Source organism: Acidovorax temperans, assembly GCF_028596105.1.
GTDB lineage: Bacteria > Pseudomonadota > Gammaproteobacteria > Burkholderiales > Burkholderiaceae_C > Acidovorax > Acidovorax temperans.
On sequence record NZ_CP117193.1, the window covers coordinates 2752193 to 2778196 of the forward strand.

Below are 26004 nucleotides of genomic sequence, written 5' to 3' on the forward strand. Positions count from 1 at the left end.
ACCGTGCCGCGGATGCACTCACAAAGAAGCCGGCTGGGTCTCTGCAAAACCGCGTGCTGGCAACACGATGTGGAACGCGGCCCCTTTAGGCGTGAGGTTGCGCGCAAATATCTGGCCTCCCATGGCTTCGATGATCTTGCGGCAGATGGCCAGCCCCAACCCGGTGCCGCCTGAACCATCTTTGGTTTTGCTGGACTGTACGAAGGCTTCAAAGATCTGCTCCAACTCAGCTTCGGGCACCCCAGGGCCTTCGTCGTGCACCTCCAGATGGACCTGCCCTCGGGAGTCCATGCGTCCCACCACCGAGATGGCGGAGCCAGGGGGCGAAAACTTGATGGCATTGGCCACCACATTGCGAATGACCTGCTGCAGGCGCAGCGGGTCCACCTTCGCCACCAGTGGCAGTTCTGACAGCCGCAACTGCATGGTTTGCTGGCTGCGCGCGAGCAAGGGCTCCAACTCCTTTACTACCGGCTGGATCAGGCCCCGCAAATCGATGCGCTCCAGGTGGAAAGTGCCCACCGTGCTCTCCAGCTTGGAAACCTCAAGCAAGTCGTTCACCAAAGCGAGCATGCGCTGCCCGGCTGAATGGATGTCTTCAAACATGCCTGCCAAGCGCGGCTCGGCGCGCCCGCGCAGCGCGCCCAGCTCGGCAAAACCAAGAATGGACTGCAAGGGGGTTCGCAACTCGTGGCTCATGTTGGCCACAAACTCTGATTTGGCCCGCGATGCTTCCTCGGCTGCGTGCCGGGCTTCCTGGGTGGCGCGCTCGGCCTCGCGGAACTCGCTCACGTCCACGAAGATGGTCAGCACGCCCGACACCTGGCCCTGCGCATCTGTGATGGCGGCCTTGATCACCCGGGTCTCGCGCCGCGTCGTATCGGCATGCAGCACCTTGGTTTCAAAAAAAGCCTGCCCGCCCTTGACAAGCAATTCTCGGGTGTGCAGCAGCTCAACCTGCGCTTCATCTGCAGGCAACAGATCCGGCAGCAGCCGCCCGACCACCGAGCTTCGGTCCAGACCCTTGTATTCCTCCCAGGCACGATTGACCTGAACCACCGCCCCACGCAGGTCCACGACGGAAATCGGCAGCGGATTGGTGTCCAGCAGCAAATTCTGGAAGGCGATCTGGGCCTGCAAGCGGTGTTCTGCCACCCGGCGCTCGGTCACATTCACAGCGCTGCCCACAAAGCCGACCAGCCGCCCTTCGGACCGCAAGGACACCAAGGCCACGTCGAAATGCATTTCGCCGCCATTTCGCGGGCGAACCTTGGTCTGCAGGTGACGCACCCCAGCAGGCGCCAACGGATCCAGCGCCTTGCGCACATCATCGCGGCTGGAGGGATCCACGATGTCCTCCAGGCGCTTGCCGATGGCCTGCTCTTTCGGGCTACCGCTGAAGGCTACCCAGTGATCGTTCACATAAGTGACCATCCCCTGCGCATCGATACGAAAGATCAGCTCCTGCACGCTGCGCATCAGCACGCTCAGCTCGCGCTCACTCTGGGCAATGCGCTGCTGCGCTTTGTTGGCAGCAACTTGGGCTGCTTCACGCAACTTGACCACCCGCCACACGGCTGCGGTCAAACCAGCCACCAGCAGGACCAAAGCACCACCAATGCCCAAAAGCGCCTTGGCGCCAGACAACCAACGCCAGACAACACCGCTGTACGACTCCTCCACGATCACCACCAGCGGTTTGGTGCTGGAGGCGCGGAATGCCAGGAGCTGCCGATCCCCCAGCACACCACGCCCTACGTACTGCTCGTGCTCTTTGGAGGCCAGGTAACTGGTGAATACAGGGATACCGCCGACGTTGGTGCCCATGAGCGCAGCACCATCGCGAGACCCGGCCAAGACCATGCCCCGATCAGTGGTCACGATGGATTCAAAGCTGCCACCTTCCAGCGCAAGATACTGAAAGTTGGAAAACGCATCCGGGTTGATCAAGCCCACCAGAAACAGTGGGCGACCCGCCTCGCTCGCCATAGGGCGCAACAAAGGAATGAACGCCAGGCCCGGCGGTGCTTTCACCGCAGGGGCGCCCACCTGGATCGCAGCCAATCCCCTCCCCATGACCAAGGGGCCCAGCACTGCACGGCCGCCGACATTTCGGGGGCCCAAACGCTCCAGATCGATGCGAATGCCTGCCTCAGAGGGACTGGTGCTTGCAAGAATATTGCCATGCGCATCAGCCACCGCAATGGTTCGCAAAAAAGGCAGGCCCGACAGCGTTTGATTCAGCGCCGCCTGTATGGCCGCAGCATCAGGAACATCAGCGCGCAGCGCTGGCGATATTGCCAGAGCATCCAGCGCCATTTCGCCGGAATCCAGCGTGCGCGTGACCTGGTCTTCAATCACTCTGGCCAGCAAGATCGAGTGAGACTGCTCTTCAGCGATGGCACGGCGAAACGCATTGCCAGTGACCAGCGCCACCAGGATCACAGCGATCAGCGTGGCAGCGGCGCCCCCCACCAGCACCAGTGTGCTGGCCCTGGACCAACGCTCCGAGGTGGGGGCGTTGATGGAAGCGGCTGCATGCGTGTTGGCCATGTTCAACGAACCACAATGGGCCCCAGCCCCTGCTTGCTGGCGGCATTGTTCAACCTGCCGTCCTTCTTGATGCGCGAGACGAACTCATCCACCACCGCAAGCCACTGAGCATCGCCCGGTTTCACCGCATACGCATAAGGCAGCACCGAAAAAGGCTCGGCGGGTGCAATCAGTCGCGCCCAGTCAGCGTTGTCCAGCAAGCGCCGGCTGTAGGGATAGTCGGTCATGAACACATCCACACGCCCAGCCACCAGTTCCCGCTCTCGCGTCGCCGGCAACTTCACACGCACCAGTTGGGCATGCTTGAGGCGCTGCTCCATCACCGGCTCCATGAAGGTGCCGGATTGAACGGCAACCAGCACCCCTGGCTTGTCAATATCCGACCATTCGCGGACAACTTGGTTGCTCTTGGTCGTGATGCCGTAAATATCACTGCGCAAATAAGGCTGGGTGAAACGCAATTTCTCCGCCCGTTGCGCGGTAACGCCCACGGCAAACATCGCCACATCGCAACGATCCTCCACAAGGTCACTGACCAGCGTTGGAAACGAAGAGTCCACGTATTCGACGCGAACGTTCAAGTCTGCAGCCAGCGCAGCGGCCAGCTCAATGTCGATACCGCTCAGTTCTTGCGTGCGTGGGTGGCGGTAAGTGACACCGTAGTATTCGGGCCAGATGCACACCTTCAGAGCCCTTGCCGTGCGCACTCTGTCCAGAACGGGCTGAGCGTGGGCGTAGCCAAGCAGCAGCATGCCAAGCACCGCCAGCAGCGGGCAAGCCCTCGAGAGAAAAATCATGACAACCCCCTCCGCCCAGAAGTAGCCGCTCAAACGCGGCGGGTCCATCGAGCGCGCAGCCGCTCTACCTCGCAGCTTGGGCACGGTAGCGCGGCCGTGAAGCTCACGCCTCGGCTTCCATGCGGTAGATGGTTTCGAGCACCTGCAATGTGCTGAAAGGCTTCATCAAATAATCGTCCGCCCCTGCGGCCAAACCTGCCTCTTTGTCACCGGCCTGAACACGGGCTGTCAGCAAGACGACTTTCGTGAACCGTGTGGCGTGGTCTGCCTTGATCTGGCGGCATACTTCCAAACCGTTCAGGGTGCCGGGCATCATGATGTCCAGCAGCACGATGTCAGGGCAGATCTCACGACACAGTGCCAACCCAGCGTCACCCGTAGAAGCCTCATGGATTTCGAAGTCATCGAACTCCAGCGTCATTTTCAATAACTTGCGAATGTCGGCATGGTCTTCAACAATCAGTATTTTTTTCATGGCACGCCCTTGAAAGAGATGGTGAACCTAGCCTCATGGCGCTTCAGGTGGTTATTGTCCCGTTGCTTCGTTTGCTTGGTATGATCAAATCATATCAAGCATTTGTATCAAATGCAAGCTCTTCTCCCTGCTATGAAAAAAGAGGAAAATGCGCAACTCATGAAATCTGAAAAAACACCACCACCGTCGCTGGTCCAAGACCACTACACCACTTTGGAAGTGGCCAGCATGCTCGGGCTTGCGGTGCGGTCGGTGCAATTGATGGTCGATCGCAACGAGCTGGAAGCGTGGAAGACCCCTGGGGGTCACCGCCGCATCTCTAGAGCTTCGGTAGAGCAGTGGATCAATGCCCGTACGGGCGCAGGCGGCAAGGCCGCCTCGCAGCCTGCTGGCAGTGGCAATGGCGCAGTGGGTACTGGCACGCCAGCGCGCGGCCGTGGTGCTCCGCAGATTTTGTTGATCGAAGACTCCATCCACTTTCAAAACCTGGTCACCCTGCTTGTGAACCAGCACTTCCCAGGCGCTGCTTTGCACACGGCCAGCGATGGCATCACCGGCTTGGCCATGTATGGGCAGATTCAGCCCGACATCCTGATCGTGGACATTCTGCTGCCGGGCATCGACGGGGCCACGCTGATCACCACCTTGCGGTCTCACCCGCAATTCGCCCGCAGCCGGCTGATTGTGGTGACCTCGCTGGACCAAGAGCAGCGAGAGCCCTACGCGTTCGCCTTGCAGGGTGTGACAGTGATCCATAAACCCCAACTGGTGGCAGAACTGCCCGCCATACTGGCACAGTCGCTGCCCGCCCCCACCGCATGACGAGCGCTGCATCGCCCTGTGTTTTGCTGGTGGAGGACGACACCTCCATCACGCGATTCGTGGCAATGGCGCTGGATCAGTTGCCCATTGAGCTGCTCACCTGCACCAGCGTGCCTGCCGCAGTGGCGTTGCTAGAGCAGCACGATATCCAGCTCGTGATCACGGACTTGATGCTGCCGGGCGAGTCTGGCATTTCTTTGGTGCAACGCCTTTCAGCGAATCCGCAGCTGCGGGGTGGCACGCTGGTGGCCGTCTTCAGCGCTGGCCTGACGACGGCTGTGAAGGAGAAGTTGCAGGGAATGGACCTTTGGAGAGTTCTGTCCAAGCCGATCGCCGCGCGAGAACTGGAGAGTTGCGTGCGCGATGCACTGGGCCTGCATGCGTCGCCAGAGGCGGATACCAATACTGCAACGGCAGCGCTGCAGCCCTCCTCCACCAACCCGGCTGCCAAACCAACCCCAGCCACCAACGCTTCCGAGACATTGGCCATCGCAACCCATTTTGGTGGCGACACACAACTCTTCACCACCTACCGCGCGGCATGTCTCAAGCAGTTTGCCGCCGATGTGCAAACGGGTGATGCCGCAGCGCAAGCGCAAGACTGGCCCGCTCTGCGCACGCTGGCCCACAGCCTCGCCACCGTGCTCCTCACACTGGGCAGGCCGCAAGACAGCCTGGTCGCCAGGGCGCTGGAGGATGCCGCAGCCGTGGCTGATGCCGCCACCTGTAGCAGCGGCTGGAGTGATTTGCGGCATCGCCTCGCGATGCTGAACTGAACGCAGCCCGCCAGCCACATGACGGCTGGTTGGTTTGCCCCATCGGCGCATGAGTCACTGCGCCACCCTCCCAATGGGGGTGCAAAACGCCTGCACGAACACTGACGTGCAAACCTGTTCAAAATGACGCCATGATCACCGTCCACCACCTTGAAACCTCGCGCTCGCAGCGCATTCTTTGGCTCTTGGAAGAGTTGGGCTTGCCCTACCAGCTCAAGGTCTACCAACGTGACAAGCGCACCCGGCTTGCGCCTCCTGAACTCAAACAGATCCACCCGCTGGGCAAGTCGCCCGTCATCACCGACGGGCAGATCGTGGTGGCGGAATCGGGGTCAATCATTGAATACCTGGTCGAAACCCATGCCATCCAAGCCACTGGCGAGCTGGCGCACCTCGCTCCCGCTGCGGGCACGCCTGCCCACCGCCAATGCCGGTTCTGGATGCACTACGCAGAGGGGTCACTGATGAACTGGCTGGTCATGAAACTGGTGTTCGCCAGCATTCCCAAACAGCCCATGCCGTTCTTTGTGAGGCCGGTGGCCAAGGCGCTGTGTGCCACTGTGCAAAGCAAGCTGATCGACCCCAACGTGGACACGGCCCTGGACTTCATGGAAGACCACTTGGCCACCCACCACTGGTTCGCGGGTGAGCACATCACCATGGCTGATTTTCAAATGAGCTTTGCGGTGGAAGCAGCTCTTGCGCGGGCCAACCCCGGCAAACCCCGCCCTCACCTGCAGGCCTACCTGCAGCGCATGCAGGCCCGCCCAGCCTACCAACGCGGCATTGCCAAAGGCGGGCCTGTGGTGATGAGCGCCTGAGCCCTCACACGCCGCACACCAGCGGCCCGGTGGGCGCCAGTTCACGCTCGTTCTTGGCGCGCGCCACCTCTACGCCTTGTGGCAGGGCCACGCCGTTTTTCACCGCCAGGATCTCGGCCATCACGCTGACGGCAATCTCAGGCGGTGTCTTGCTGCCGATGTACACCCCAATGGGGCCGCGCAGTCGCTGCAGCGATACCTCGGTCTGCCCGAAGTGCTCCATCATGCGGGCGCGGCGCGCCTCGTTGTTGCGCCGGGAGCCAATGCCACCAATGTAAAACGCCTCTGACGCCAAGGCTTCCAGCAGCGCCAGATCGTCCAGCTTGGGGTCGTGCGTGAGGGCCACCACGCAACTGCGGCGGTCGGGCTTGAAGGCGGCCACCACATCGTCTGGCATGTCTCTTACCAGCTTGGCGCCCGGCACGTTCCAGCTGCCGACAAACTCTTCGCGCGGGTCGCACACCGTCACGGCAAAACCGCTGAACAGCGCCATGGTGGCCAGGTATTCCGCCAACTGTCCGGCTCCGATGAGCAGCATGCGGTATTCGGGGCCGAAGGTGTTGGTGAGCTGCACAGCGTCCACCACCAGCTCGGCAGGTGCTGCAGCCGCTTGCAGGCTGACCCGCCCATCAGGGAGCAGCACAGTGCGTTGCACCAGTTGACCAGACTCCAGCTGTGCGACCAATTCCGCAAGACTCTGCGGGTCGGGGTCGTATTCCAACAGCAGCTCCAGTGTGCCGCCGCAGGGCAATCCAAACCGGTGGGCCTCGTCGGCTGTCACTCCGTACTTCACAAAGGTGGGCGGCCCGCTGGGGATGGCGTGCGCCAGACCACGGTCTGCCCCTGCGGCCTGCGCGTAGGCGCGGGTGTGGCGGTCAATCAAGTCGTCTTCAATGCAACCGCCGGATACGGAGCCCACCACCGCCCCCGTTTCGCACAGGGCCATGATGGAGCCGACGGGCCGAGGCGACGACCCCCAGGTGCGCACCACCGTGGCCAGCAAAGCGCGCTGGCCCGCCTGGCGCCAAGCCAGCAGGGTGCGCAACACCATCACATCCAGATTTTCCATGCTCCTACCTCACTGCAAGCGCTGGCTTGTTCAACTCATTAACCACGCCACCATCGCCAATACCGCCACACCGATGGCAATCCAGCCCCACACCGGCATGCCGCCCGAGGCTTGCGAATCGGTTGGCAGCGCAATAGGCTGCGTTGGGGCATGCGACATCACCGTATCCTGGGCTTCTTCGCCGGCCGCCTCCCGGGGGTAGCGGCGCTGCATTTCGTTGTCAAAACGTTTGAAAAAATCTTCTGCCATGGTTTTGGCAGCCCCGTCGATGAGCCGCTGGCCGAGCTGCGCGATCTTGCCGCCCACCGTGGCGTGCACGGTGTAATGCAATTCGCAGGTGGGCAGACCCGAGGCATCGGCAGGCGCTGGTTCCAATCGCACTTGCGCTGTGCCCTTGCCAAAACCGGCCACACCGCCCGAACCATCGAAAGCGATGGTGTAGCTCTCAGGCGGCACGATGTCTGCCAACGTGATCTTGCCCGCGAACTTCGCAGACACCGGCCCGATCTTGAGCGCCATGGCCACGACGTACTGATTTTCGCCACTGGCCTCTACCTTGTCGCAGCCGGGGATGCAAAGCTTGAGAACATCAGGGTCATTCAGCGCCTCCCAGGCTTGTTGCTGGGTCACGGCCAGGGTGCGGCTGGCTTGCATTTCCATGATTAGGTTCCTTCGTTCAGTGAATATTCAAACTTTTACGGCCTGACGGCGCTGCGGCTGCAACACCGCCGCAATGCTGCGCGCCAATTGCTGCAGGCTCTCCAGGTTGTGCACGGCCAGCATGCCGTGGGCGTGGCGATGCAGCACCTCTGCGCCACGCGCAGTGGGGCGGTAGCCTTCGTAGCGCAGCAGGGGGTTCAGCCACATCAGCTGCCCGCAGTGTCGGCGCAGCCAGCCCAACTCTTGCAGCAGCGCGGCAGGCTCGCCCGTGTCCAGCCCATCGCTGATGAGCAGCACCAGCGTGCGCCGCCCCACCAGTCGGCGCGCGTGCTGGCGGCGCAGCTGGTGCAACGCCTCACCCAGTCGGGTGCCGCCTGCAAAGTCGGTGATGGCGGCACTGGCGTGGGCCAGCATGGCGTCGCCATCGGCGTGACGGAAGGTCGGGGTCAGGTCGGTCAGGCCTGTGCCAAACGCGAACACATCGCGCCGCCCCACATTCCGCGCAGCACCCTGCCCTCGCGCCGTGGCGGCGTGCAAGAAGGTGAGCAGCAGGCGTGCATAGCGCTCCATCGATCCGGACACATCCACCAGCACCAGCAGGGGCACGGGCTGGTCGCGCCGCGCCAGGCGTGGCAACTCCAGCAGCTCGCCGCCCGTGCGCGCGGCCCGGCGCATGGCGGCGGCCCAATGCGGGCGGCTGCCCCGGCTGCCGGGGCAGGTGCGGCGTGATGCGTAGCGCGGCAGGGGCAAGGCCACCTCGCACACCAAGCGCTGCACCAGCTGGTATTCACCAGCAGTGAGCTGGTTGAAATCTGCCCGGCGCAAGCGCTGCTGGTCGCTCGCTGTCATGGCGGCGTCGAATTCGATCTTTTGCTCTTGCGTGCTGGCGTGCTGCTGCCGTGCCGCACGCAGCGGCGCCAGCGCATCGGCCACGCGCTGGCGGCGGGGGGCGCCTTTGGATTTTTCGGGGGCGGTGGGCAACATCTGCGCCAGCAGCTTCTGCGCCACATCGGGGTTGCGGAAGTACGCGGCAAACAGCTCGCGAAACACCTGGCGGTCTTGCTCGCGGCTGATGAGCACGGCCTCCAGCGCGGCGGCCATGTCCTGCCGGGCCAGGCCCACCAGCAACAGGGCTTGCTGGGCCAGCGCCATCCGGGCGGCATCGACTGGCACACCGGCGCGGCGCAGGGCGCGACCAAAGCCGGTAAGGTTGTCCGCCAGCTTGCCGCTGCGCGCATCCCCCAATTGCGAGGCGGTGCCATGCGTCCAGCCGGTAGCTGCGGCAACAGGAGCAGCCCCTGCCCCGCTCATGAAGCCTCCGGCTGCAACAACTCAGACGCCAGCGCGGCGGTCAGTGCCGCGACATCCTCACGCTGCTTGAACAAGATGCCCGCGGTGTCGCTCACCACCTCGGGGTCCACCACCAGCGTGTCCAGCGCCACCAGGGCCTTGGCCCATTCCACACTTTCGGCAATGCCGGGGGCGCGCTGGAAGGCGTCAGCAAACGGCTGGCTGCGCAGGCGCGACACAAACAGCGCCACCTGCTGGGCCAGAGCATCGCTGGCACCGGGCACCTGCGCGCGGACAATGGCCAGCTCGCGCTCGCGCTCGGGGTAGTCCAGCCAGTGGTATAGGCAGCGGCGCTTCACAGCGTCGTGCAGGTCACGCGTGCGGTTGCTGGTGAGGATGGTGACGGGCGTCACGGCCGCCTGCACGGTGCCGATTTCCGGAATGCTGACCTGGTACTCGCCCAGATATTCGAGCAGGAAGGCTTCAAACGGCTCGTCGGCGCGGTCTACCTCGTCAATGAGCAGCACTGCCCCGGGCGCAGGTGCGCGCAGGGCCTGCAGCAGCGGACGGGGAATGAGGTAGCGGTCTTGGTACACCTCGGCCTCGATGTCACGAACGGAACCGAGCGCCGCACGGCCGCCCGAAGGCGCGGGCGCCCCCTCGGGGGGCAGCGAGGACACGCCAGTGCCGAGCGTGGGGGCCAACATTTCAGCGGCACGCAGATGCAAAAGCTGCGCGGCGTAATTCCATTCGTACAGCGCCTCGCGCTGCTCCATGCCGTCGTAGCACTGCAGGCGAATCAGCACCCGCTGCAGCGCCCGGGCCAAAGCCTGCGCCAAGGCTGTCTTGCCCACGCCGGGCTCACCCTCCAGCAGCAGCGGCCGCTGCAACTTCAACGCAAGGAACACAGCGGTGGCCAGCCGCCGGTCTGCGAGGTAGCCCTCGTTCCGCAGCGCCTGCATCAGGGCATCGACAGAGGCCAAGGCATTCATGCTTGATTGCTTCACTTTTGATAGCTACTTGCGCTTGATGGATAAGCGCTAGAGGACAATTTCATTCAAAAACATCACCATTAGTACACGCGCCCTTCGATACCGGAGCGCCCTGGGCCAGCAACCGCCGTGCAAGGGCCGCCCCGCAGCACCGGCGGTGTCCCCCTTCCCGAATGGCACCGCCATGCGAGAGAAGGGGGAAGCGGCGCAGCCGCTCAGGGGGATGTCATCTTCGCCACCGCGCGCTGGGTTTGCACGCTGATGAGGTTGGCCCGGTAGGCCGAGCTGGCATGCAGGTCAGCATTCAGGTCGCTGGGGTCGATTACCACCGCGGCTGCGGCCTGGGGCGTAAAGTCTCGCGACAGCGCGGCTTCCAGCCCCGCGTGGCGGAACACGCAGCTTGAAGCCCCGGTCACAGCCACGCGCACACCCGCATCGAACTGCGCCACAAACACGCCCACCAGCGAAAAGCGCGAGGCAGGCTGCTTGAACTTCATGTAGGCCGCGCGCTTTGGGATAGGGAAGCGCACGGCGGTGATGATCTCGCCCTCGTCCAGCGCGGTGGTGTACATGCCCACAAAAAATTCGTCTGCCGCAATCTCGCGCCGGTTGGTGATGACGGTGGCCCCCAGTCCCAGCACCGCGCTGGGGTAGCAGGCGGCGGGGTCGTTGTTGGCAACAGAGCCGCCCAGCGTGCCGCGTGCGCGCACCTGCCGGTCGCCAATGCCCGCAGCCAAGTCGGCCAGGGCCGGGATAGCTGCTTTGACCTCGCTGCTGGCCGCCACATCGGCGTGGCGCGTCATGGCACCGATCACCAAAGCGTTGCCCTCGCGGCGAATGCCCGCCAGCTCGGCAATGCTGTTCAAGTCAACGATCTTCTCGGGATTGGCCAGGCGCAGCCGCATGGAAGGCAGCAGGCTTTGCCCACCGGCCAGCAGCTTTCCGCCCTGGGCAATGAACTGCGCGGCAGCGGCGGTGGAAGCAGGCGCTTCAAAGGTGAATGCGTACATGGTCGAATCTCCTTATGCCTTGGCTTGTTGAATCGCTTCCCACACGCGGTGGGGCGATGCGGGCATGTCAAAGTCCTTCACGCCCAGAGGTCGTAGCGCATCGAGCACGGCGTTGATCACCGCCGGTGGCGAGCCGATGGCCCCGGCCTCGCCGCAGCCCTTGGTGCCCAGCGGGTTGTGGGTGCACGGCGTGCAGACATGGCCAAGCTTGAACTCGGGGAAGTCGTCCGCACGCGGCATGGCGTAGTCCATGAAGCTGCCGGTAAGCAACTGGCCGGTCTCGCGGTCGTACACGCAGTTCTCCAGCAGCGCCTGGCCAATGCCTTGCACCAGCCCGCCATGCACCTGACCCTCCACGATCATGGGGTTGATGATGGTGCCGAAGTCGTCCACCGCCGTGAACTTGTCCACGCGCGTCACGCCAGTCTGTGGGTCAATCTCCACCTCGCAGATGTAGGTGCCTGCTGGGAAAGTGAAGTTGGTCGGGTCGTAGAAGGCGGTTTCGTTCAGCCCAGGTTCGAGCTTGTCCAGCGGGTAGTTGTGCGGCACATAGGCGGTGAGCGCTACCTGGCCAAACGGGATCTTCTTGTCCGTGCCGCGCACGGTGAATTCACCGTTGGCAAAGTCGATGTCGGCGTCGCTGGCCTCCATCAAATGCGCGGCAATTTTCTTGGCCTTGGCCTCGATCTTGTCCAGCGCCTTCATGATGGCTGCGCCGCCCACGCTGATGGAGCGCGAGCCATACGTCCCCATGCCAAACGGTACGCGGCCCGTGTCGCCGTGCACGATGTCCACGTTCTCCACCGGGATGCCCAGGCGCGCGGCCACCACCTGGGCAAAAGTGGTTTCATGCCCCTGGCCGTGGCTGTGCGAGCCGGTGAACACCGTCACGCTGCCCGTGGGGTGCACCCGCACCTCGCCGCATTCAAACAGCCCGGCGCGTGCGCCCAAAGCGCCAGCGATGTTGGATGGCGCAATGCCGCAGGCCTCGATGTACGACGAATAGCCGATGCCCCGCAGCAACCCCTTGGCAGCGCTGGCAGCCTTTCGCTGCTCAAACCCGGCCACATCGGCCAGCTTGTTGGCACCATCCATGCAGGCGTTGAAGTCACCCGTGTCGTACTGCAGCGCCACCGGCGTCTGGTACGGAAAGGTCTGGATGAAGTTGCGGCGGCGGATTTCGTCCTGCGAGAGGCCCATCTCCCACGCGCAGCGGGTGACCAGGCGCTCCAGCAGGTAGGTGGCCTCAGGGCGGCCTGCGCCCCGGTAGGCGTCCACCGGCGCAGTGTTGGTGAACCACGAGTCCACCTCTACATACACCTGAGGCGTGCTGTACTGACCCGCCAGCAGCGTGGCGTAAAGAATGGTGGGCACGGCGCTGGCAAAGGTGCTGAGGTAGGCACCCAGGTTGGCGTGCGTATGCACGCGCAGGGCCAGGAACTTGCCGTCCTTGTCCATCGCCATTTCGGCATGGCTCACATGGTCGCGGCCATGGGCGTCGGAGAGGAAAGCCTCGCTGCGGTCGGCCACCCACTTGATGTTGCGGTTGAGCTTTTTGGACGCCCAGGTCAGGCAGACGTCTTCGGCATACAGATAGATCTTGGAGCCGAAGCCACCGCCCACGTCGGGCGCAATCACGCGCACCTTGTGCTCTGGCAGGCCCATCACAAACGCTGTCATCAACAGGCGCTCAACGTGCGGGTTCTGGTTGCTCACGTACAGCGTGTATTCGTCGCTGGCCCGGTTGTAGCTGCCGATGGCTGCGCGCGGCTCCATGGCGTTGGGAATCAGGCGGTTATTGACCAAGTCGAGCTTGGTGACATGCGCCGCATTGGCAAACGCTGCGTCCACACCGCCCTTATCGCCAATGGCCCACTTGAAGCAATGGTTGTCTTGCGCAATGTCGTGCACCACCGCACCGGCCACCGCGCCCGATGCAGCATCTGCCACATTGACCACGGCGGGCAGCACGTCATAGTCCACCTGCACCAGCTCGGCCGCATCGCGGGCCTGCTGCTGGGTGTACGCTACCACCATGGCCACATGGTCGCCCACGTAGCGCACCTTGCCCTGGGCCAGGATGGGGTGTGGCGGCTCCTTCATGGGCTCGCCGTTGGTGCTGGTGATGAGCCAGCCACAGGGCAGGCCGTTGATGTTGTCGGCGGCCACATCGGCCCCCGTGAACACGCCCAGCACGCCAGGAGCGGCCTTGGCCGCATCGATATTGATGCTGTTGATCTTGGCGTGGGCGTGCGGTGAGCGCACGAACACCGCGTGGCATTGCGCGGCCAGCACCACATCGTCGGTGTACTGGCCGGCGCCGGTGAGGAAGCGGTAGTCTTCCTTGCGCTTCAAGGCCTCGCCAATGTATGGCAGCTTGGAAAAGTCGGATGCACCCATGGTCGTTCTCCTCTTTCCTGGTTAAGCCATGGCCTTCTGGCCGACCTGCACTGCGCGCACGATGTTCTGGTAGCCCGTGCAGCGGCAGATGTTGCCTTCCAGCAGCTCGCGGATCTCGCCCTCGCTGGCGTCGGGGTGGTGCTTGCACAGGTCTACCGCGCTCATCACCATGCCGGGGGTGCAGAAGCCGCACTGCAGGCCGTGGCACTCTTTGAAGGCCGCCTGCATGGGGTGCATGGTGCCGTCGGGCGCGGCCATGCCCTCGATGGTGGTCACCTCGGCCCCCTGGGCCTGCACGGCCAGCATGGCACAGGACTTGACGGCGCGGCCGTTGACGTGAACGGTGCAGGCACCGCACTGGCTGGTATCGCACCCTACGTGGGTGCCTGTGAGCTGCAGGTGCTCTCGCAACGCGTGAACCAGCAGGGTGTTGGGGGGGACGTCTATGCTGGCCGCGCGGCCGTTGACGGTGAACTGCACTTGCATCTCGCTGTCTCCTGTAATGGTGATGGCTGGATTCGCACGGCGCATCTTGAAACGCCCCTGCCCCCCGCTTCTCTAGGGACAACCCTAGAAACACCCGGCGCTGCGCGGGATATTCTCAAAATGAAACATGCTGCACTGCACACCGGTGCACCATGCGCGGAAATCTTCACCCCCTTGCCACCTCGCCTTGCGCGCACGCTCCCACGGCGTACCCAAGGCCCTGCCCCAGGGACTGCGATGCTTGCTGCTGCCGATCCGTCATCCCACCACCGCCAGGCCCTGATCCAGAGGGCCCGGCAGAGCGTTTTGCTGGGCGCGGGTGGCGAGGTATCGCTGGAGCCATGGATCACGCGCTCGTGGCAGCGGTGCCTGGCCGCCGGGCTCCATCCCGGGCACAAGGTGGTCTTCAACCCCATCAGCGGCCAGGCATTGCGCCAGCTGGCCGATGAAAGCCATGCGCTGGTGCAGGCCGCGCGGCCGGTGCTGGACCAGCTCACCCGCGCAATTGCGGGCATGCGCTACTTCGCGATGTTGACCAACGCGCGCGGCGTGGTGATTGATGTGCAAGGCGCGGTGGATCGGCACGACGCGCGCAGCCAGCTGATCGGCCGCGTGGGGGTGGACCTCTCTGAAGCCGCTGTGGGCACCACCGCCATCGGCGCTGCGCTGACCGAACTGACCCCGGTCTGGCTGCACCGGGGCGAGCACTTTTGCGATGACAACAGCGCATACAGCTGCGCAGGCGCGCCTCTGTTCGACCCGGAAGGGCGCTGCATGGGCATGCTGGACCTGACAGGCGTGGATGTGCCCGAGCGGCCCGAGCTGCGGCACCTGGTGGCGCGATCTGCCCGTGCGATCGAAGATGCACTGCTGCTGTCTCGCCCGCACGACTGGCTGATGCGATTGAACTGGCCCGGCGGCGCACTGGGCGGCGAAAGCGATGGCCTGGTCACGCTGGACGACGACGGCCAGGTGCTGGGCACCAACACCACGGCGCGGCAACTGCTTCCCATGCCGCTGCGCAGCCCCGGCGGCGCTCTGCACAGCGCCGATCTGTTTGCCATGCCCTGGGCCATGCTGCGCGATGCGGCATGCCAGCAGCGCAGTGCAGCCATGCCGGTCCCGCTGTGGTCGGGTCTGCGCCTGCAAGCGCTGGTGCAACCGGCTGCAGCAGTTCAGGGCCGTGTGCGCGCAAGCCCTGCCGCGCCCTTGCGGCAGACAGAAACCGCGCTGATCCGCCAGGCGGTGCAAGACGCCCGTGGCAATGTGGCCGAGGCCGCGCGCGCACTGGGCATCAGCCGCGCCACGGTGTACCGCAAGCTAGGTCAGCCCGCAGGGAAATTTTGAACAAAAATGAGCCCTAGAGCTCACCAGAAAAGCGCCAGCAGCTATCAAAAACAGAGCAAGCCAACCTACGGCGGCCCATCCCTCAATCCCACAGCGCCAGCACCACCGCCGATTCATCCACCTGCAGCTTGACCCGGGATCGCACCCGCAAGCCGCTGCCTGCCGGCGCAAAGCCCACCATCTGCACACCCGCATCGAGCTGCGCGGCCACCTCGTCGACCTCGGGGCCGCGTGAAAGGCGGGTCACGCGCCCTTCCCACAAGTTCACCCCAGCGGAGGGCGACTCGGCATACGGCATCGCCCGCACCGCCGTGGCCTTGCACAGTGCCAACAAGGCCTGCCCAGGCTGCAGGCCCAGCAGCTCGGCACTCTCCGCCGTGATGCGCGATGCCAGCGACAAGGCCACCGATCCCGGCTCGGCCGCCTTGAAATGCACACGGGCGATGGGCCCCAGCCGCTCTACCGACTCCACCACGCAGGGCCACTGGTTGCGCATGCTGGTCTTCACGCCCAAGCGGGGGGCAGGCTGCTGCAGGCGCTGCAGCACCGCGCTGCGGGCCTGGGCCATGGCATCAGCGGCCGCCAGCAGTTCCAGCCCGGCAGGGGTCAGGCGCGCCCCACCACCGCCAGCGCCCCCCACCACGCGCTCTACCAGCGCCACGCCCGCCAGGTTGGTCAACGTGTCCACCGCCTGCCAGGCCGCTTTGTAGCTCACGCCCACCGCCCGCGCTGCGCGCGAGATGGAGCCCAGCGCGCCAATCTGGCGCAGGATGCCGATGCGGCGGTCAGAAAGGTCGTGCCCCAGAGCACCGGCCAGCGAATGGGAAGAAGAAGGCATGCAGGAAGTGTAGACAGCCTACACACCGCAGGGGCATACGCCCCACTGGTTGGCAGGCGCTTCTATACTTCGCTATTCCATTCATGAATAGCGCTTTGCGCCCACCTTATGCGCCTGCCTGCCATCCGCCACCCTTGGGCCGTTGCCCTCGCCCTCTTGCTCAGCGGCCTTACCTGCGCCCACGCAGACCAGGTTCAGGTCGCCGTGGCAGCCAACTTCACCGCCCCCATGCAGAAGATTGCAGCCGCTTTTGAGGCAGACACGGGCCACAAGGCCGTGCTTTCGTTTGGGGCTACAGGCAAGTTCTATGCGCAGATCACCAACGGTGCACCGTTTCAGGTGTTCCTGTCGGCAGACGACACCACCCCGGCCCGGCTCGACCGGGAAGGCCGCACCGTGGCCGGGTCGCGCTTCACCTACGCGATAGGCCAACTGGTGCTCTGGAGCCCCAACGCCCACTACGTGGACGCGCAAGGCGCAGTTCTCAAGACGGGAGACTTCAAGCACCTCTCGCTTGCCAACCTCAAGCTCGCGCCCTATGGCGCTGCAGCCATGCAGGTGCTGGACAAACAGGGCCTGACCGCACATCTGCAGGCGCGCATCGTTACCGGTGAAAACATTGCCCAGGCCTACCAGTTCGTTGCCAGCGGCAACGCCCAGCTGGGGTTCGTGGCACTGTCGCAGGTGATGGAGGACGGCAAGATCACCAAAGGCTCGGCCTGGGTTGTTCCTTCCGACTTGCATGCGCCCATCCTGCAAGACGTCGCGCTGCTGGCCAGTGGCAAGGACAACCCCGCAGCCACTGCGCTGATGCAATACCTGCGCAGTGACAAGGCGCGCGCGGTGATCAAGGCCTTCGGCTACCGCTTCTGACGGCGCACTCGCCCCAACGCCAGCCCTGGTTCTGCGAAGATCGCGGGCGCCATGCCTCTTTCAAGCCACTCGTCCTGCCGCCATGCCGTTCTCTGCTGAAGACTGGACCGCCATCGCGCTCACCCTGCGGCTCGCGGCCACCACCACAGTGCTGCTGCTGGTGCTGTGCACGCCCATTGCGTGGTGGCTTGCCACCACCCGCTCCCGCTGGCGCGGCCCGGTGGGGGCCATCGTGGCCCTGCCCCTGGTACTGCCGCCCACGGTGATTGGTTTTTATCTGCTGGTCACCATGGGCCCCAACGGCCCATTGGGGCAGCTGACCCAGGCGCTCGGTCTGGGCACCCTGCCATTCACCTTCCCCGGCCTGGTGATTGGCTCGCTGGTGTATTCGCTGCCGTTTGCGGTGCAACCCTTGCAGCGCGCATTCGAGGCCATCGGCCCGCGCCCGCTGGAAGCCGCCGCCACGCTGGGCGCCAGCGCGCTGGACCGGTTTTTTACCGTGGCCCTGCCCCTGGCGCGCCCCGGCTTCGTCACCGCGGCCATTCTGAGCTTTGCCCATACGGTGGGCGAGTTTGGCGTGGTGCTGATGCTGGGCGGCAACATCCCTGGCGTCACGCGCGTTGTCTCGGTGCAAATCTATGACCACGTGGAGGCGCTGGAATACGCCCAGGCCCATTGGTTGGCGGGCGGCATGGTTGCATTCTCTTTCGTAGTGCTACTGACCCTGCATTGGTTGCAACCTCGAGGAGCGCGACTGTGAACGGCATGGAACTGCAGCTGCGCTTGCAGCGCACCACCTTCACGCTCGACGTTGATCTGCACCTGCCCGGCCAAGGCGTTTCCGCCTTGTTTGGGCCTTCGGGCTGCGGCAAGACAACCCTGCTGCGCGCAGTGGCAGGACTGGAACGAGCCCACCCAGGCAGGGTCGCGGTGCACGGTCAGGTGTGGCAAGACGATGCCCAGGGGGTGTGGCGGCCCACCCACGAACGCGCACTGGGCTATGTCTTCCAGGAGGCTAGCCTGTTTCACCACCTTAGCGTGCGCCGCAATATCGAGTACGGCCTGAACCGTACGCCTGCAGCACGCCGCCAGATTGCCCTGGAACAGGCGGTGGACCTGCTGGGTATTGCGCCTTTGTTGGAGCGCGCTACCGAAACCCTCTCTGGCGGTGAGCGCCAGCGTGTGGCTATTGCTCGAGCGTTGGCCACCAGCCCGCGCGTGCTGCTGATGGACGAGCCACTGGCAGCGCTGGACATGGCTCGCAAAGCAGAGGTACTGCCCTACTTAGAACGCCTTCCGCGCGAATTGGACATGCCCATCCTGTACGTAAGCCACGCTACTGACGAAGTCGCCCGACTTGCGTCCCACCTTGTGCTGCTACGAGACGGCAAGGTACAGGCGCAAGGCGACCCGGCAGAGCTGATGGGCGCGCTGGACTTACCCCTCGCGCAGGGCGATGCAGCCGCCACGATCGTGGCCGGTACGGTGCTGGCTCACGACCTGGAAGATCACCTGACCACCATCGCTTTCCCGGGTGGACAGTTACAGCTCGTGAGCACCCGTCAGCGCCCTGTGGGTCAGGCCGTACGCTTGAGGGTACAAGCCCGCGATGTGAGCCTGACGCTATCGCCACAAACCGGCACAAGCATTCTCAATGCCGTTCCCGCGCAGGTCGTGGCGCTGCGCGAGGACAGCCCTGGGCAAATCATGGTGGGGCTTGAGGCTGGTACCACTCGGCTGTTGGCACGCATCACCCAACGCTCAGCACGTACGCTGTGCCTGACGCCAGGCATGCACGTGGTGGCACAAGTCAAAGGCATTGCGCTGCTGGATTGATATCACCCCCAAGGGCGGGGCTATCATGCCCGGATGCTGATCGAGACTCTGGACACCGCACGAGACCTGGGCCGCCTCAAGGAAATTCTGGGTGTGATGGTGCGTCACGGCTTTGGCGACACCGTGCGCCGCCTGGGCCTGGCAGACCGGCTGGAGCGCGCCGGGCAGGTGCTGAACTGGCCCCACGCCGCCGAACTGGCGCGGCTGGAGCCCCCCGTGCAGGTGCGGCTGGCGCTGGAGGAACTGGGGCCCACGTTCGTGAAGTTTGGCCAGATCCTCGCGGGCCGGGCCGACCTGTTTGGCCCGGAGTGGATTGCCGAGTTCGAGAAGCTGCACAGCCACGTACCCGCCCTGCCTATTGACGCACTGCGCCCGCAATTGCGTGAAGACCTGGGCGACGAGCCCGAGGCTGTTTTCGCATGGTTTGACATCACGCCGCTGGCCGCAGCCTCCATCGCGCAAGTCCACCGGGCGCGCCTGCACGACGGCACCGAAGTCATCGTCAAGATTCGCCGCCCCGGTATTGCCGACACGATCGAGGCCGACCTGCGCCTGCTGCTGCGCCTGGCGGCACTGGCAGAGGCCGAGCTGCCCACGCTCAAGCCCTACCGCCCCCAGCAACTGGTGCGCGAATTTGCCCGTTCGCTCAAACGTGAGCTGGATCTGGCCGGTGAATGCCGCCATGCTGAGCGCATTGCCGCCAACATGGCGCCCCTGGGCTTCATCGCCATCCCCAAGGTGTACTGGGCTCACACGCGCGAGCGGGTGAACGTGCAAGACTTCATCGATGGGGTTCCGGGCAACCATCTGGAGGCCCTTACGCCCGAAGCAGGTTTTGAACGCACGCTGCTCGCCCAACGCGGCGCCCACGCCGTGCTCAAGATGATTGTGGAAGACGGCGTCTTCCACGCAGACCCCCATCCCGGCAATGTGTTTTACCTGCCGGGCAACCGCATCGCATTCATCGACTTTGGGATGATTGGCCGGCTGTCGCAACGCCGTCGTGATGAGCTGCTGCAACTGCTGCTGGGCCTCGTGGAGCACCAGCCCCAGGCCGTGGCCGATGTGCTGCTGGACTGGACGGGTGACGAGCCAGGAGTGCAGATCGGCCAGCTGGAGACCGAGATCGAAGCCTTTGTGGACCAATACCACGGCGTGCCGCTGGCCCAGCTGCGCCTGGGCCAGATGCTGGCCGATGTGACGGCCATCCTGCGTGAGCACCGGCTGGCGCTGCCGTCCGATCTGGCCCTGCTCATCAAAGCCTTCATTTCACTGGAAGGCATGGGCCGCAACCTGAACCCGAACTTTCACATGGCTTCAGAAGCCCTGCCCTTGCTCAAGCAGGTGGTGGGGGCACGCTACCAGCCGCGCGCCCTGGCGGGGCGTGCCTGGCAGTCGGTGCGGCAAACGCTGAGCACGCTGGAGCGCCTGCCAGACGACCTCGGCCGCCTGCTGCGCAACGCGCGACGTGGCCGGGTGCAGGTCGGCATTGAACTGGCCCACCTCAAGCGCGTGGGCGACCAGATTGATCGCTCGGCCAACCGGCTGGCCATGGCCCTGGTGATTGCCGCGCTGATCATCGGCTCCTCCATCGTCATGACGGTACAGGCAGGGCCCACGCTGTTTGGCCTGCCAGCGTTCGGCTTTCTCGGATTCATGGGGGCAGTGGTGTGCGGTCTTTGGCTGGTGCGTGCCATCTGGCGCAGCAGCCACGGGCGGGACGACGATTGACGAAGCCACCAGGCCCGCTTCTCCAATGAAAAAGCGCTGCGCCCCACACAAGGGCGCAGCGCTTGGAACTGACCGGGAAATAGCCCTGCGCGCCTCAGGGTGCAGCAAAACCCAACCGGCGGAACACAGCCTGTGCCGGGGGCTGCAACACCGCCTGGGCAAACGCCTGTGCGTGGGCAGGCGCACCAGCGCGCACCGTGAGCCCATAGGCTGCCCCTACCTGCAATGCCTCTGGCACGGCCACCACCTGCAGGCTGGGTACTTCAGCCCGTGCAGCCACGGCGTTGGTGCAATAGGTCAGAAACACATCCGCGCGGTTCTGCTCCATCACCCACGCGTAAGTGTTGCGACCGGCCGGAGCTTGCGCCGAATTGGCACCACCTGCGAGCTGAAGCGCCTTGGCCTCCAGGCGCGCAGTGGCCCCTGGCTGCAGCGCGTCGGCCTTCTGGAACAAAGCCCAGGCATAGTCGCCCGCGGGATCAGCCTTGGGCGTGGAAATGCCCAGCCGCACCTGGGGCTACAGCATGGTGCTGAGCAAAGTATCAGAGGTCACCGCCACCGCACCCTGCGCCAGCGCGCACAAGGTGTTGCGCGTGAAAACAACAGGGGCTTGCCACTGCCCCTGGTTGGCCAGGCGCTGCGGGTGCTTCGTATCGGCCGAAGCAAACACCTGGGCGTGTGCGCCTTGCTCAATGCGTTCCCGCAGCAGGCCCGATGCAGCAAAGGTCAGCACCACCTTCTGACCCGTGCGGGCCTCATGGTCGCGTGCGATCTCGGTGAGAGCGTCGCGCAGGCTACCCGCCGCATAAACCTGCACCGGGTCAGCCCCGGCCGCAGGGGCTTTCACGGGTGCTGCGCCCTGCTGCGTGGCGCAGCCCGACAGCACCACAACCCCCAGCATCAGCGAAGAGACGCCCCATGCGTTATGACGGGCTGAAGACATGGCTTATTTTCCCGCGTTGGGGAAGAACAGCTGTTCGCCACCAATCTTGTAGCTGGCGATCACAGCCTGACCGGTGGGCGACACGATCCAGTCCACAAACTTCTGCGCGTCCTGCGCTTTCACATGGGCGTGCTTGTCGGGGTTCACCACCATCACACCGTACTGGTTGAACAGACGGGTATCGCCTTCCACCAGAATGGCCAAATCCGCACGGTTCTTGAAGTTGAGCCAGGTGCCGCGGTCTGCCAGCGCGTAGGCGCCGCTGGAGGCTGCAATGTTCAGCGCGGGGCCCATGCCGCAACCGCACTCCTTGTAGCCGCTGCCCTTGGCCGCATCGGCGCCAGACAGCTTCCAGTAACGCAGCTCAGCCGCGTGGGTGCCGCTCTTGTCGCCGCGCGATACGAAGTTGGCATTGCCCGCCGCCAGCTTCTTGAGGGCTTCCACGATGTCCTTGCCCTTGGCGCCCGCGGGGTCCGCCTTGGGGCCCACCAGAATGAAGTCGTTGTACATGACCGGGTAGCGCCTCACCCCCCAGCCATCGGCCACAAACTTTTCTTCGGCCACCTGGTCGTGCACGAACAGCACATCAGCGTCGCCACGGCGGGCCGTGTCCAGCGCCTGGCCTGTGCCCAGCGCAACCACCTTCACATCCAGGCCGCTGGCCTTCTTGAACTCAGGCAGCAGGTGCGAGAACAGCCCCGACTGCTCGGTCGAGGTGGTCGATGCCATCGTGATGGACTGCGCTGACACCGCGCCAGACGCTACAAAAAGCATAGCTGCTAGCGCTTGATGGATGGGCTTCAGAGCCAGATAAACCTTGAATTGACTCATACCAGTTCTCCTTTGACAAAAAGACGTGCGGCCTCGGGCAGTGGGCCATTGAAAAAGTCGTGCACGGGCAAATCGGCAACCAGCTGCCCGTGCTCCAGATAAATCACCCGGCTGGCCAGGCGCTTGACCTGCCCCAGGTTGTGGCTGCTGAACAGCATGGTCACGGGCTGAGCGCGCCCCTGTTCGGCGTGTGCGTTGGCAAAGTCAGCCATCATGCGCTCCACCTCGCGCTTGGCATGGGGGTCCAGGCTGGACGTGGGCTCGTCCAGCAGCAATACATCTGGCTGCAGCGCCCAGGCACGGGCCAGTGCCACACGCTGCTGTTGCCCGCCAGACAAGGTGCGGGCGTTTTGCTGTGCGATGGATTCCAGCCCGACCCGCTGCAGTGCGGCCAGCGCCGTCTTTCGGGCAGCGCCCCAGCGGCTGCCACGCAGCCACAGGCCCAGGGCCACATTGTTTTGCGCACTGGTGCGCAGCATGTGAGGCCGCTGAAACAGCATGGCCTGCTGGTGTGGCAAGGCGGTAATGCAGGTTCCGGCACTGGCGGGAACCAGCCCATGCAACACGCGCAGCAAGGTGCTTTTGCCGCTGCCGTTGGCACCCACCAGGGCCACCCGCTCCCCCGGCGCGATGCGCAGCGTGATGCCGGACAGCGCGTGCACGCGACCAAAGCGCACATCCACGCCCCGCAAATCCATGAGCCAGCGGGAGCCGGCGCTGGGCGGCATGCCACTCATGCGGTCACCCCCACCGGCAAGTCTGCCGCACTGCCGTCCACCCGCTCGCGCCAGCGGCGCAGCAGCGCAATCACCACATTCAGGGCCAGCACCACGGCCAGCAAAATCATGCCCAGCGCCAAGGCCAGGGGCAGGTCCCCCTTGCTGGTCTCCAGCGCAATCGCAGTGGTCATGACGCGCGTGAAACCGTCGATGTTCCCGCCCACGATCATCACCGCGCCCACTTCAGAAATGGCACGCCCAAACGATGCCAGCAGCACGGTGAGCAAGGCATAGCGCTCATCCCAGGCCAGCAGCAAGCTGCGCAGCAAAGGGCTGGCGCCGAGGGAGCGCAACTGCTCGCCATGGGCACGGTCTGCGTCTTCCACCATCTGCCGGGTCAGCGCCGTGGCCACTGGCAGCACCAGCAATGCTTGGGCGAGCACCATGGCCTTGAAGCTGAACAGCCAGCCCCAGCTACCCAACGGCCCACTGCGCGACAGCAGCAAATACACCACCAGCCCCACTACCACCGAAGGCACCGCCAGCAAGGTATTGAGCACAGCCAGCACAGCGCCACGCCCGGCAAACCGGGCCACACCTAGCCACGCGCCCAGCACCAGGCCAGCACCACAGGCCAGCAAGCACGCAGTGGCGCTGACCGACAGGGAGCGGCCGACGATGGTCCACAGCGCGGGGTCGGCAGAAAAAGTGAGTTGCAGCGCTGTTGTCGCGCTTTCGGTGAGAGTGGACATGGATTCGACTATCGTATGCACCCAGCCAATCTCCAGCGATATGTAATCCTGTGCATAGGATCCAACTCCACTACACCCTGAGCCGCGACGCGGGCGATGCCCAGATTCGCAACCCCTTGCCTGAAATGCTGGAAGCCGTGGCGCAGCAGGGCTCCATCTCGGCCGCAGCGCGTACGCTGGGCATGTCGTACCGCCACGTGTGGGGCGCCCTCAAGCGGTGGGAAGAGCAACTGGGTGGAGAACTCATCATCTGGGGCAAGGGGCAATCGGCCCAGCTCAGCGAGTTCGGCACCAAGCTGCTGTGGGCAGAACGGCAAGCGCAAGCGCGGCTGGCCCCCCAGATTGCCGCCCTGCACGCCGACCTGGAGCGCGCCTTCGCGGTAGCGTTTGACGACAGTGCCCATGTGCTGACCATGTACGCCAGCCACGACGATGCGCTGGCGTCTCTTCGGGCGCATGCAGCCACACCGGGCACTTCCGGTGCACTACACCTGGACATCCGCTTCACGGGCAGCGTGGACGCCATCCGCGCACTCAACGAAGGCCGCTGCACCCTCGCCGGCTTTCACACGCTGGAACAACCTGCAGCCACCTCACTGGCTGCACGCACCTACAAACCGCTGCTGCAGCCGGGCTTGCACAAAATCATCGGCTTTGCGCGGCGCACGCAGGGGCTGATCGTTGCCAAGGGCAATCCGCTCGGCCTGCAATCCCTCACGGACGTCGCCCGCACCGGTGCCCGCTTTGCCAACCGCCCCCTGGGCAGCGGCACCCGCGTGCTGCTGGAAGACCTGCTGGCGCAGGAAGGGCTCACAGGCCAGCACATTGCGGGTTTTGAACGCGATGAAACCTCGCACACCGCGGTGGCACAGGCCGTGGTCAGCGGTGCGGCTGACACGGGCCTGGGGATCGAGATGGCAGCTCGCGCGCGCGGGCTGGACTTTGTCCCTCTGGTAGACGAGCGCTACCACCTGGCCTGCCTGAAGGCAACGCTGGAGCAACCAGCCACCCGAGCGCTTCGGGAATTGCTGCTCACGCGGGTCTGGCAAGACCACCTGGCGAGCTTGCCCGGGTATTCACCCATGCACAGTGGGCAGGTGCTGGCGATGAGCAACGTCCTTCCCTGGTGGGATTTCAGCCGCCCCAAGCGGCAGCCAGCGCATAGGAAGAAACCCTAATTGCTACGTTTTTGATAGCTTCAAAATCAAAGCTGACAAAGGGATAACACCGTCACGCTGCTGTCAGACTCGGCCTACAGTGCTCCGTAGAATCGCGCCGTGCAAAAAGTTCGGGCTCCGCGCTGGCTATCAGCTGCCACGGACCGCGCGTTGTAGGCAAAGCCTTTTTATTGGAGACACCATGCAGGCTCTATTGAAGTTATCAAGAGGGATCGACTGGCTTAACACCCAAGTCGGTAAATACGTGATCTGGCTGATCCTCGGTTCCACCTTCATCAGCGGTGTGAACGCAGTGGTTCGCAAAGTGTTCAACGTCAGTTCCAACGGTTTTCTGGAAGTGCAGTGGTACCTGTTCGCTGCATCTTTCCTGCTGGCTGCTGGCTACACGCTGCTGCAGGGCGAGCACGTGAAAGTGGACGTGGTTTCCAGCCGCTTTTCCAAGCGCACCCAGATCTGGATCGACGTGTTTGGCTACATCGTCTTCCTCACGCCCATGTGCATGGCCGTGCTGTGGTACGGCATTCCCTTCTTCACCCGCGCTTTTGTGTCGGGCGAAATGTCCAGCAACGCCGGCGGCCTGATCCGCTGGCCCGTATATCTGATGATGCCTCTGGGCTTCGGCTTGCTGTGGCTGCAGGGCGTTTCTGAACTGATCAAGCGCCTGGCGTTCCTGAAAGGCTTGATCGAAGACCCCACTGCCAAGAAAGCAGAAAAGACGGCAGAAGAAGAACTGGCCGAATCCATCCGCAAGCTGGCCGAGGCAGCCAAGGGCAACGGCAGCAACAAGGCCAAAGCCTAAGAGCGG

At 64.2% G+C, this 26004-nt stretch carries 24 protein-coding genes and 1 pseudogene; 10 read left to right on the top strand and 15 right to left on the bottom strand.

Annotated features, from left to right (window positions below; genetic code table 11):
- Positions 1-18: 18 nt before the first annotated feature.
- The 3 genes from PQV96_RS12960 to PQV96_RS12970 all read right to left on the bottom strand — a co-directional run bounded on the left by PQV96_RS12960 (position 19) and on the right by PQV96_RS12970 (position 3825).
- On the bottom strand, positions 19-2553 hold the full coding sequence (locus PQV96_RS12960; RefSeq protein ID WP_082758825.1) for a sensor histidine kinase: 2535 nt from the start codon (positions 2551-2553) through the stop codon (positions 19-21).
- 2 nt (positions 2554-2555) lie between these two features.
- On the bottom strand, positions 2556-3350 hold the full coding sequence (locus tag PQV96_RS12965) for an ABC transporter substrate-binding protein (protein WP_066788919.1): 795 nt from the start codon (positions 3348-3350) through the stop codon (positions 2556-2558).
- Positions 3351-3453: 103 nt separating this feature from the next.
- Positions 3454-3825, bottom strand: coding sequence for a response regulator transcription factor (locus PQV96_RS12970; protein WP_044398272.1), 372 nt, complete (start codon positions 3823-3825; stop codon positions 3454-3456).
- 159 nt (positions 3826-3984) lie between these two features.
- Between PQV96_RS12970 and PQV96_RS12975 the strand changes: the two genes are divergently transcribed.
- From PQV96_RS12975 to PQV96_RS12985, 3 genes are all read left to right on the top strand, one after another.
- Entirely contained in the window at positions 3985-4647 is a 663-nt protein-coding gene (locus PQV96_RS12975; protein ID WP_273623142.1) for a response regulator, read from the top strand.
- The gene (locus tag PQV96_RS12980) at positions 4644-5423 is read left to right on the top strand and encodes a response regulator (protein ID WP_207373767.1); all 780 of its coding nucleotides are present in this window, start codon (positions 4644-4646) and stop codon (positions 5421-5423) included. The genes PQV96_RS12975 and PQV96_RS12980 overlap by 4 nt, the downstream gene beginning before the upstream one ends.
- A 131-nt stretch (positions 5424-5554) precedes the next feature.
- Complete coding sequence (locus PQV96_RS12985; protein ID WP_066696855.1) at positions 5555-6244, top strand: glutathione S-transferase family protein; 690 nt, start codon at positions 5555-5557, stop codon at positions 6242-6244.
- Between the two features lie 4 nt (positions 6245-6248).
- On the opposite strand, the gene PQV96_RS12990 is transcribed toward PQV96_RS12985, so the two are convergent.
- The 7 genes from PQV96_RS12990 to PQV96_RS13020 all read right to left on the bottom strand — a co-directional run bounded on the left by PQV96_RS12990 (position 6249) and on the right by PQV96_RS13020 (position 14151).
- Positions 6249-7313 carry an XdhC family protein gene (locus PQV96_RS12990; RefSeq protein ID WP_066696857.1) on the bottom strand — a complete coding sequence of 355 codons (1065 nt, stop codon included), beginning with the start codon at positions 7311-7313 and terminating at the stop codon, positions 6249-6251.
- 30 nt (positions 7314-7343) lie between these two features.
- Entirely contained in the window at positions 7344-7973 is a 630-nt protein-coding gene (locus PQV96_RS12995) for an SRPBCC family protein (RefSeq protein ID WP_207373768.1), read from the bottom strand.
- A 27-nt stretch (positions 7974-8000) separates the two neighbouring features.
- Positions 8001-9284 carry a vWA domain-containing protein gene (locus PQV96_RS13000; RefSeq protein WP_207373769.1) on the bottom strand — a complete coding sequence of 428 codons (1284 nt, stop codon included), beginning with the start codon at positions 9282-9284 and terminating at the stop codon, positions 8001-8003.
- Positions 9281-10255, bottom strand: a complete 975-nt coding sequence (locus PQV96_RS13005) for an AAA family ATPase (protein ID WP_207373770.1) — start codon at positions 10253-10255, stop codon at positions 9281-9283. The genes PQV96_RS13000 and PQV96_RS13005 overlap by 4 nt, the downstream gene beginning before the upstream one ends.
- A gap of 215 nt (positions 10256-10470) precedes the next feature.
- A complete protein-coding gene (locus tag PQV96_RS13010) occupies positions 10471-11265 on the bottom strand; it encodes an FAD binding domain-containing protein (RefSeq protein WP_273623143.1) in 795 nt (264 codons plus the stop codon).
- Between the two features lie 12 nt (positions 11266-11277).
- Positions 11278-13665 carry a xanthine dehydrogenase family protein molybdopterin-binding subunit gene (locus tag PQV96_RS13015; protein WP_273623144.1) on the bottom strand — a complete coding sequence of 796 codons (2388 nt, stop codon included), beginning with the start codon at positions 13663-13665 and terminating at the stop codon, positions 11278-11280.
- Between the two features lie 21 nt (positions 13666-13686).
- The gene (locus PQV96_RS13020; RefSeq protein WP_273623145.1) at positions 13687-14151 is read right to left on the bottom strand and encodes a (2Fe-2S)-binding protein; all 465 of its coding nucleotides are present in this window, start codon (positions 14149-14151) and stop codon (positions 13687-13689) included.
- Between the two features lie 237 nt (positions 14152-14388).
- On the opposite strand from PQV96_RS13020, the gene PQV96_RS13025 reads away from it, so the two are divergent.
- Complete coding sequence (locus tag PQV96_RS13025) at positions 14389-15498, top strand: sigma-54-dependent Fis family transcriptional regulator (RefSeq protein WP_273623146.1); 1110 nt, start codon at positions 14389-14391, stop codon at positions 15496-15498.
- Between the two features lie 82 nt (positions 15499-15580).
- Here PQV96_RS13025 and PQV96_RS13030 read toward each other — a convergent pair whose 3' ends face one another.
- Positions 15581-16336 carry a TOBE domain-containing protein gene (locus tag PQV96_RS13030; RefSeq protein WP_273623147.1) on the bottom strand — a complete coding sequence of 252 codons (756 nt, stop codon included), beginning with the start codon at positions 16334-16336 and terminating at the stop codon, positions 15581-15583.
- Positions 16337-16444: 108 nt separating this feature from the next.
- On the opposite strand from PQV96_RS13030, the gene modA reads away from it, so the two are divergent.
- From modA to PQV96_RS13050, 4 genes are all read left to right on the top strand, one after another.
- On the top strand, positions 16445-17209 hold the full coding sequence (modA, locus tag PQV96_RS13035) for a molybdate ABC transporter substrate-binding protein (RefSeq protein ID WP_273623148.1): 765 nt from the start codon (positions 16445-16447) through the stop codon (positions 17207-17209).
- Between the two features lie 82 nt (positions 17210-17291).
- Positions 17292-17969, top strand: coding sequence for a molybdate ABC transporter permease subunit (gene modB / locus PQV96_RS13040; protein ID WP_273623149.1), 678 nt, complete (start codon positions 17292-17294; stop codon positions 17967-17969).
- A gap of 5 nt (positions 17970-17974) precedes the next feature.
- Complete coding sequence (modC, locus tag PQV96_RS13045; protein WP_273625256.1) at positions 17975-19045, top strand: molybdenum ABC transporter ATP-binding protein; 1071 nt, start codon at positions 17975-17977, stop codon at positions 19043-19045.
- 33 nt (positions 19046-19078) lie between these two features.
- Positions 19079-20776, top strand: coding sequence for an ABC1 kinase family protein (locus PQV96_RS13050; protein ID WP_273623150.1), 1698 nt, complete (start codon positions 19079-19081; stop codon positions 20774-20776).
- A gap of 94 nt (positions 20777-20870) precedes the next feature.
- On the opposite strand, the pseudogene PQV96_RS13055 reads toward PQV96_RS13050, so the two are convergent.
- The 4 genes and pseudogenes from PQV96_RS13055 to PQV96_RS13070 all read right to left on the bottom strand — a co-directional run bounded on the left by PQV96_RS13055 (position 20871) and on the right by PQV96_RS13070 (position 24021).
- Positions 20871-21719: pseudogene (locus PQV96_RS13055) on the bottom strand (molybdate ABC transporter substrate-binding protein).
- A gap of 3 nt (positions 21720-21722) precedes the next feature.
- On the bottom strand, positions 21723-22493 hold the full coding sequence (locus tag PQV96_RS13060) for an ABC transporter substrate-binding protein (protein ID WP_420482210.1): 771 nt from the start codon (positions 22491-22493) through the stop codon (positions 21723-21725).
- Between the two features lie 53 nt (positions 22494-22546).
- The gene (locus tag PQV96_RS13065) at positions 22547-23278 is read right to left on the bottom strand and encodes an ABC transporter ATP-binding protein (RefSeq protein WP_082759311.1); all 732 of its coding nucleotides are present in this window, start codon (positions 23276-23278) and stop codon (positions 22547-22549) included.
- Between the two features lie 5 nt (positions 23279-23283).
- Positions 23284-24021 carry an ABC transporter permease gene (locus PQV96_RS13070; protein WP_066691216.1) on the bottom strand — a complete coding sequence of 246 codons (738 nt, stop codon included), beginning with the start codon at positions 24019-24021 and terminating at the stop codon, positions 23284-23286.
- A 50-nt stretch (positions 24022-24071) separates the two neighbouring features.
- On the opposite strand from PQV96_RS13070, the gene PQV96_RS13075 reads away from it, so the two are divergent.
- A complete protein-coding gene (locus PQV96_RS13075; protein WP_273623151.1) occupies positions 24072-25199 on the top strand; it encodes a substrate-binding domain-containing protein in 1128 nt (375 codons plus the stop codon).
- Positions 25200-25380: 181 nt separating this feature from the next.
- Complete coding sequence (locus PQV96_RS13080; RefSeq protein ID WP_066691211.1) at positions 25381-25998, top strand: TRAP transporter small permease subunit; 618 nt, start codon at positions 25381-25383, stop codon at positions 25996-25998.
- Positions 25999-26004: the final 6 nt, after the last annotated feature.

Bases quoted from the DNA above. Each gene is read 5' to 3' on its own strand.
- PQV96_RS12995 (WP_207373768.1), bottom strand. From the start codon at position 7,973: ATGGAAATGCAAGCCAGCCGCACCCTGGCCGTGACCCAGCAACAAGCC.
- PQV96_RS13010 (WP_273623143.1), bottom strand. From the start codon at position 11,265: ATGTACGCATTCACCTTTGAAGCGCCTGCTTCCACCGCCGCTGCCGCG.
- modA (WP_273623148.1), top strand. From the start codon at position 16,445: ATGCGCCTGCCTGCCATCCGCCACCCTTGGGCCGTTGCCCTCGCCCTC.
- PQV96_RS13000 (WP_207373769.1), bottom strand. From the start codon at position 9,284: ATGAGCGGGGCAGGGGCTGCTCCTGTTGCCGCAGCTACCGGCTGGACG.
- PQV96_RS12985 (WP_066696855.1), top strand. From the start codon at position 5,555: ATGATCACCGTCCACCACCTTGAAACCTCGCGCTCGCAGCGCATTCTT.
- PQV96_RS12965 (WP_066788919.1), bottom strand. From the start codon at position 3,350: ATGATTTTTCTCTCGAGGGCTTGCCCGCTGCTGGCGGTGCTTGGCATG.
- modB (WP_273623149.1), top strand. From the start codon at position 17,292: ATGCCGTTCTCTGCTGAAGACTGGACCGCCATCGCGCTCACCCTGCGG.
- PQV96_RS13030 (WP_273623147.1), bottom strand. From the start codon at position 16,336: ATGCCTTCTTCTTCCCATTCGCTGGCCGGTGCTCTGGGGCACGACCTT.
- PQV96_RS13005 (WP_207373770.1), bottom strand. From the start codon at position 10,255: ATGAATGCCTTGGCCTCTGTCGATGCCCTGATGCAGGCGCTGCGGAAC.
- PQV96_RS13050 (WP_273623150.1), top strand. From the start codon at position 19,079: ATGCTGATCGAGACTCTGGACACCGCACGAGACCTGGGCCGCCTCAAG.
- PQV96_RS12975 (WP_273623142.1), top strand. From the start codon at position 3,985: ATGAAATCTGAAAAAACACCACCACCGTCGCTGGTCCAAGACCACTAC.
- PQV96_RS13015 (WP_273623144.1), bottom strand. From the start codon at position 13,665: ATGGGTGCATCCGACTTTTCCAAGCTGCCATACATTGGCGAGGCCTTG.
- PQV96_RS13020 (WP_273623145.1), bottom strand. From the start codon at position 14,151: ATGCAAGTGCAGTTCACCGTCAACGGCCGCGCGGCCAGCATAGACGTC.
- modC (WP_273625256.1), top strand. From the start codon at position 17,975: ATGGAACTGCAGCTGCGCTTGCAGCGCACCACCTTCACGCTCGACGTT.
- PQV96_RS13025 (WP_273623146.1), top strand. From the start codon at position 14,389: ATGCTTGCTGCTGCCGATCCGTCATCCCACCACCGCCAGGCCCTGATC.
- PQV96_RS13065 (WP_082759311.1), bottom strand. From the start codon at position 23,278: ATGCCGCCCAGCGCCGGCTCCCGCTGGCTCATGGATTTGCGGGGCGTG.
- PQV96_RS12960 (WP_082758825.1), bottom strand. From the start codon at position 2,553: ATGGCCAACACGCATGCAGCCGCTTCCATCAACGCCCCCACCTCGGAG.
- PQV96_RS12970 (WP_044398272.1), bottom strand. From the start codon at position 3,825: ATGAAAAAAATACTGATTGTTGAAGACCATGCCGACATTCGCAAGTTA.
- PQV96_RS13070 (WP_066691216.1), bottom strand. From the start codon at position 24,021: ATGTCCACTCTCACCGAAAGCGCGACAACAGCGCTGCAACTCACTTTT.
- PQV96_RS13080 (WP_066691211.1), top strand. From the start codon at position 25,381: ATGCAGGCTCTATTGAAGTTATCAAGAGGGATCGACTGGCTTAACACC.
- PQV96_RS12990 (WP_066696857.1), bottom strand. From the start codon at position 7,313: ATGGAAAATCTGGATGTGATGGTGTTGCGCACCCTGCTGGCTTGGCGC.
- PQV96_RS13060 (WP_420482210.1), bottom strand. From the start codon at position 22,493: ATGCTTTTTGTAGCGTCTGGCGCGGTGTCAGCGCAGTCCATCACGATG.
- PQV96_RS12980 (WP_207373767.1), top strand. From the start codon at position 4,644: ATGACGAGCGCTGCATCGCCCTGTGTTTTGCTGGTGGAGGACGACACC.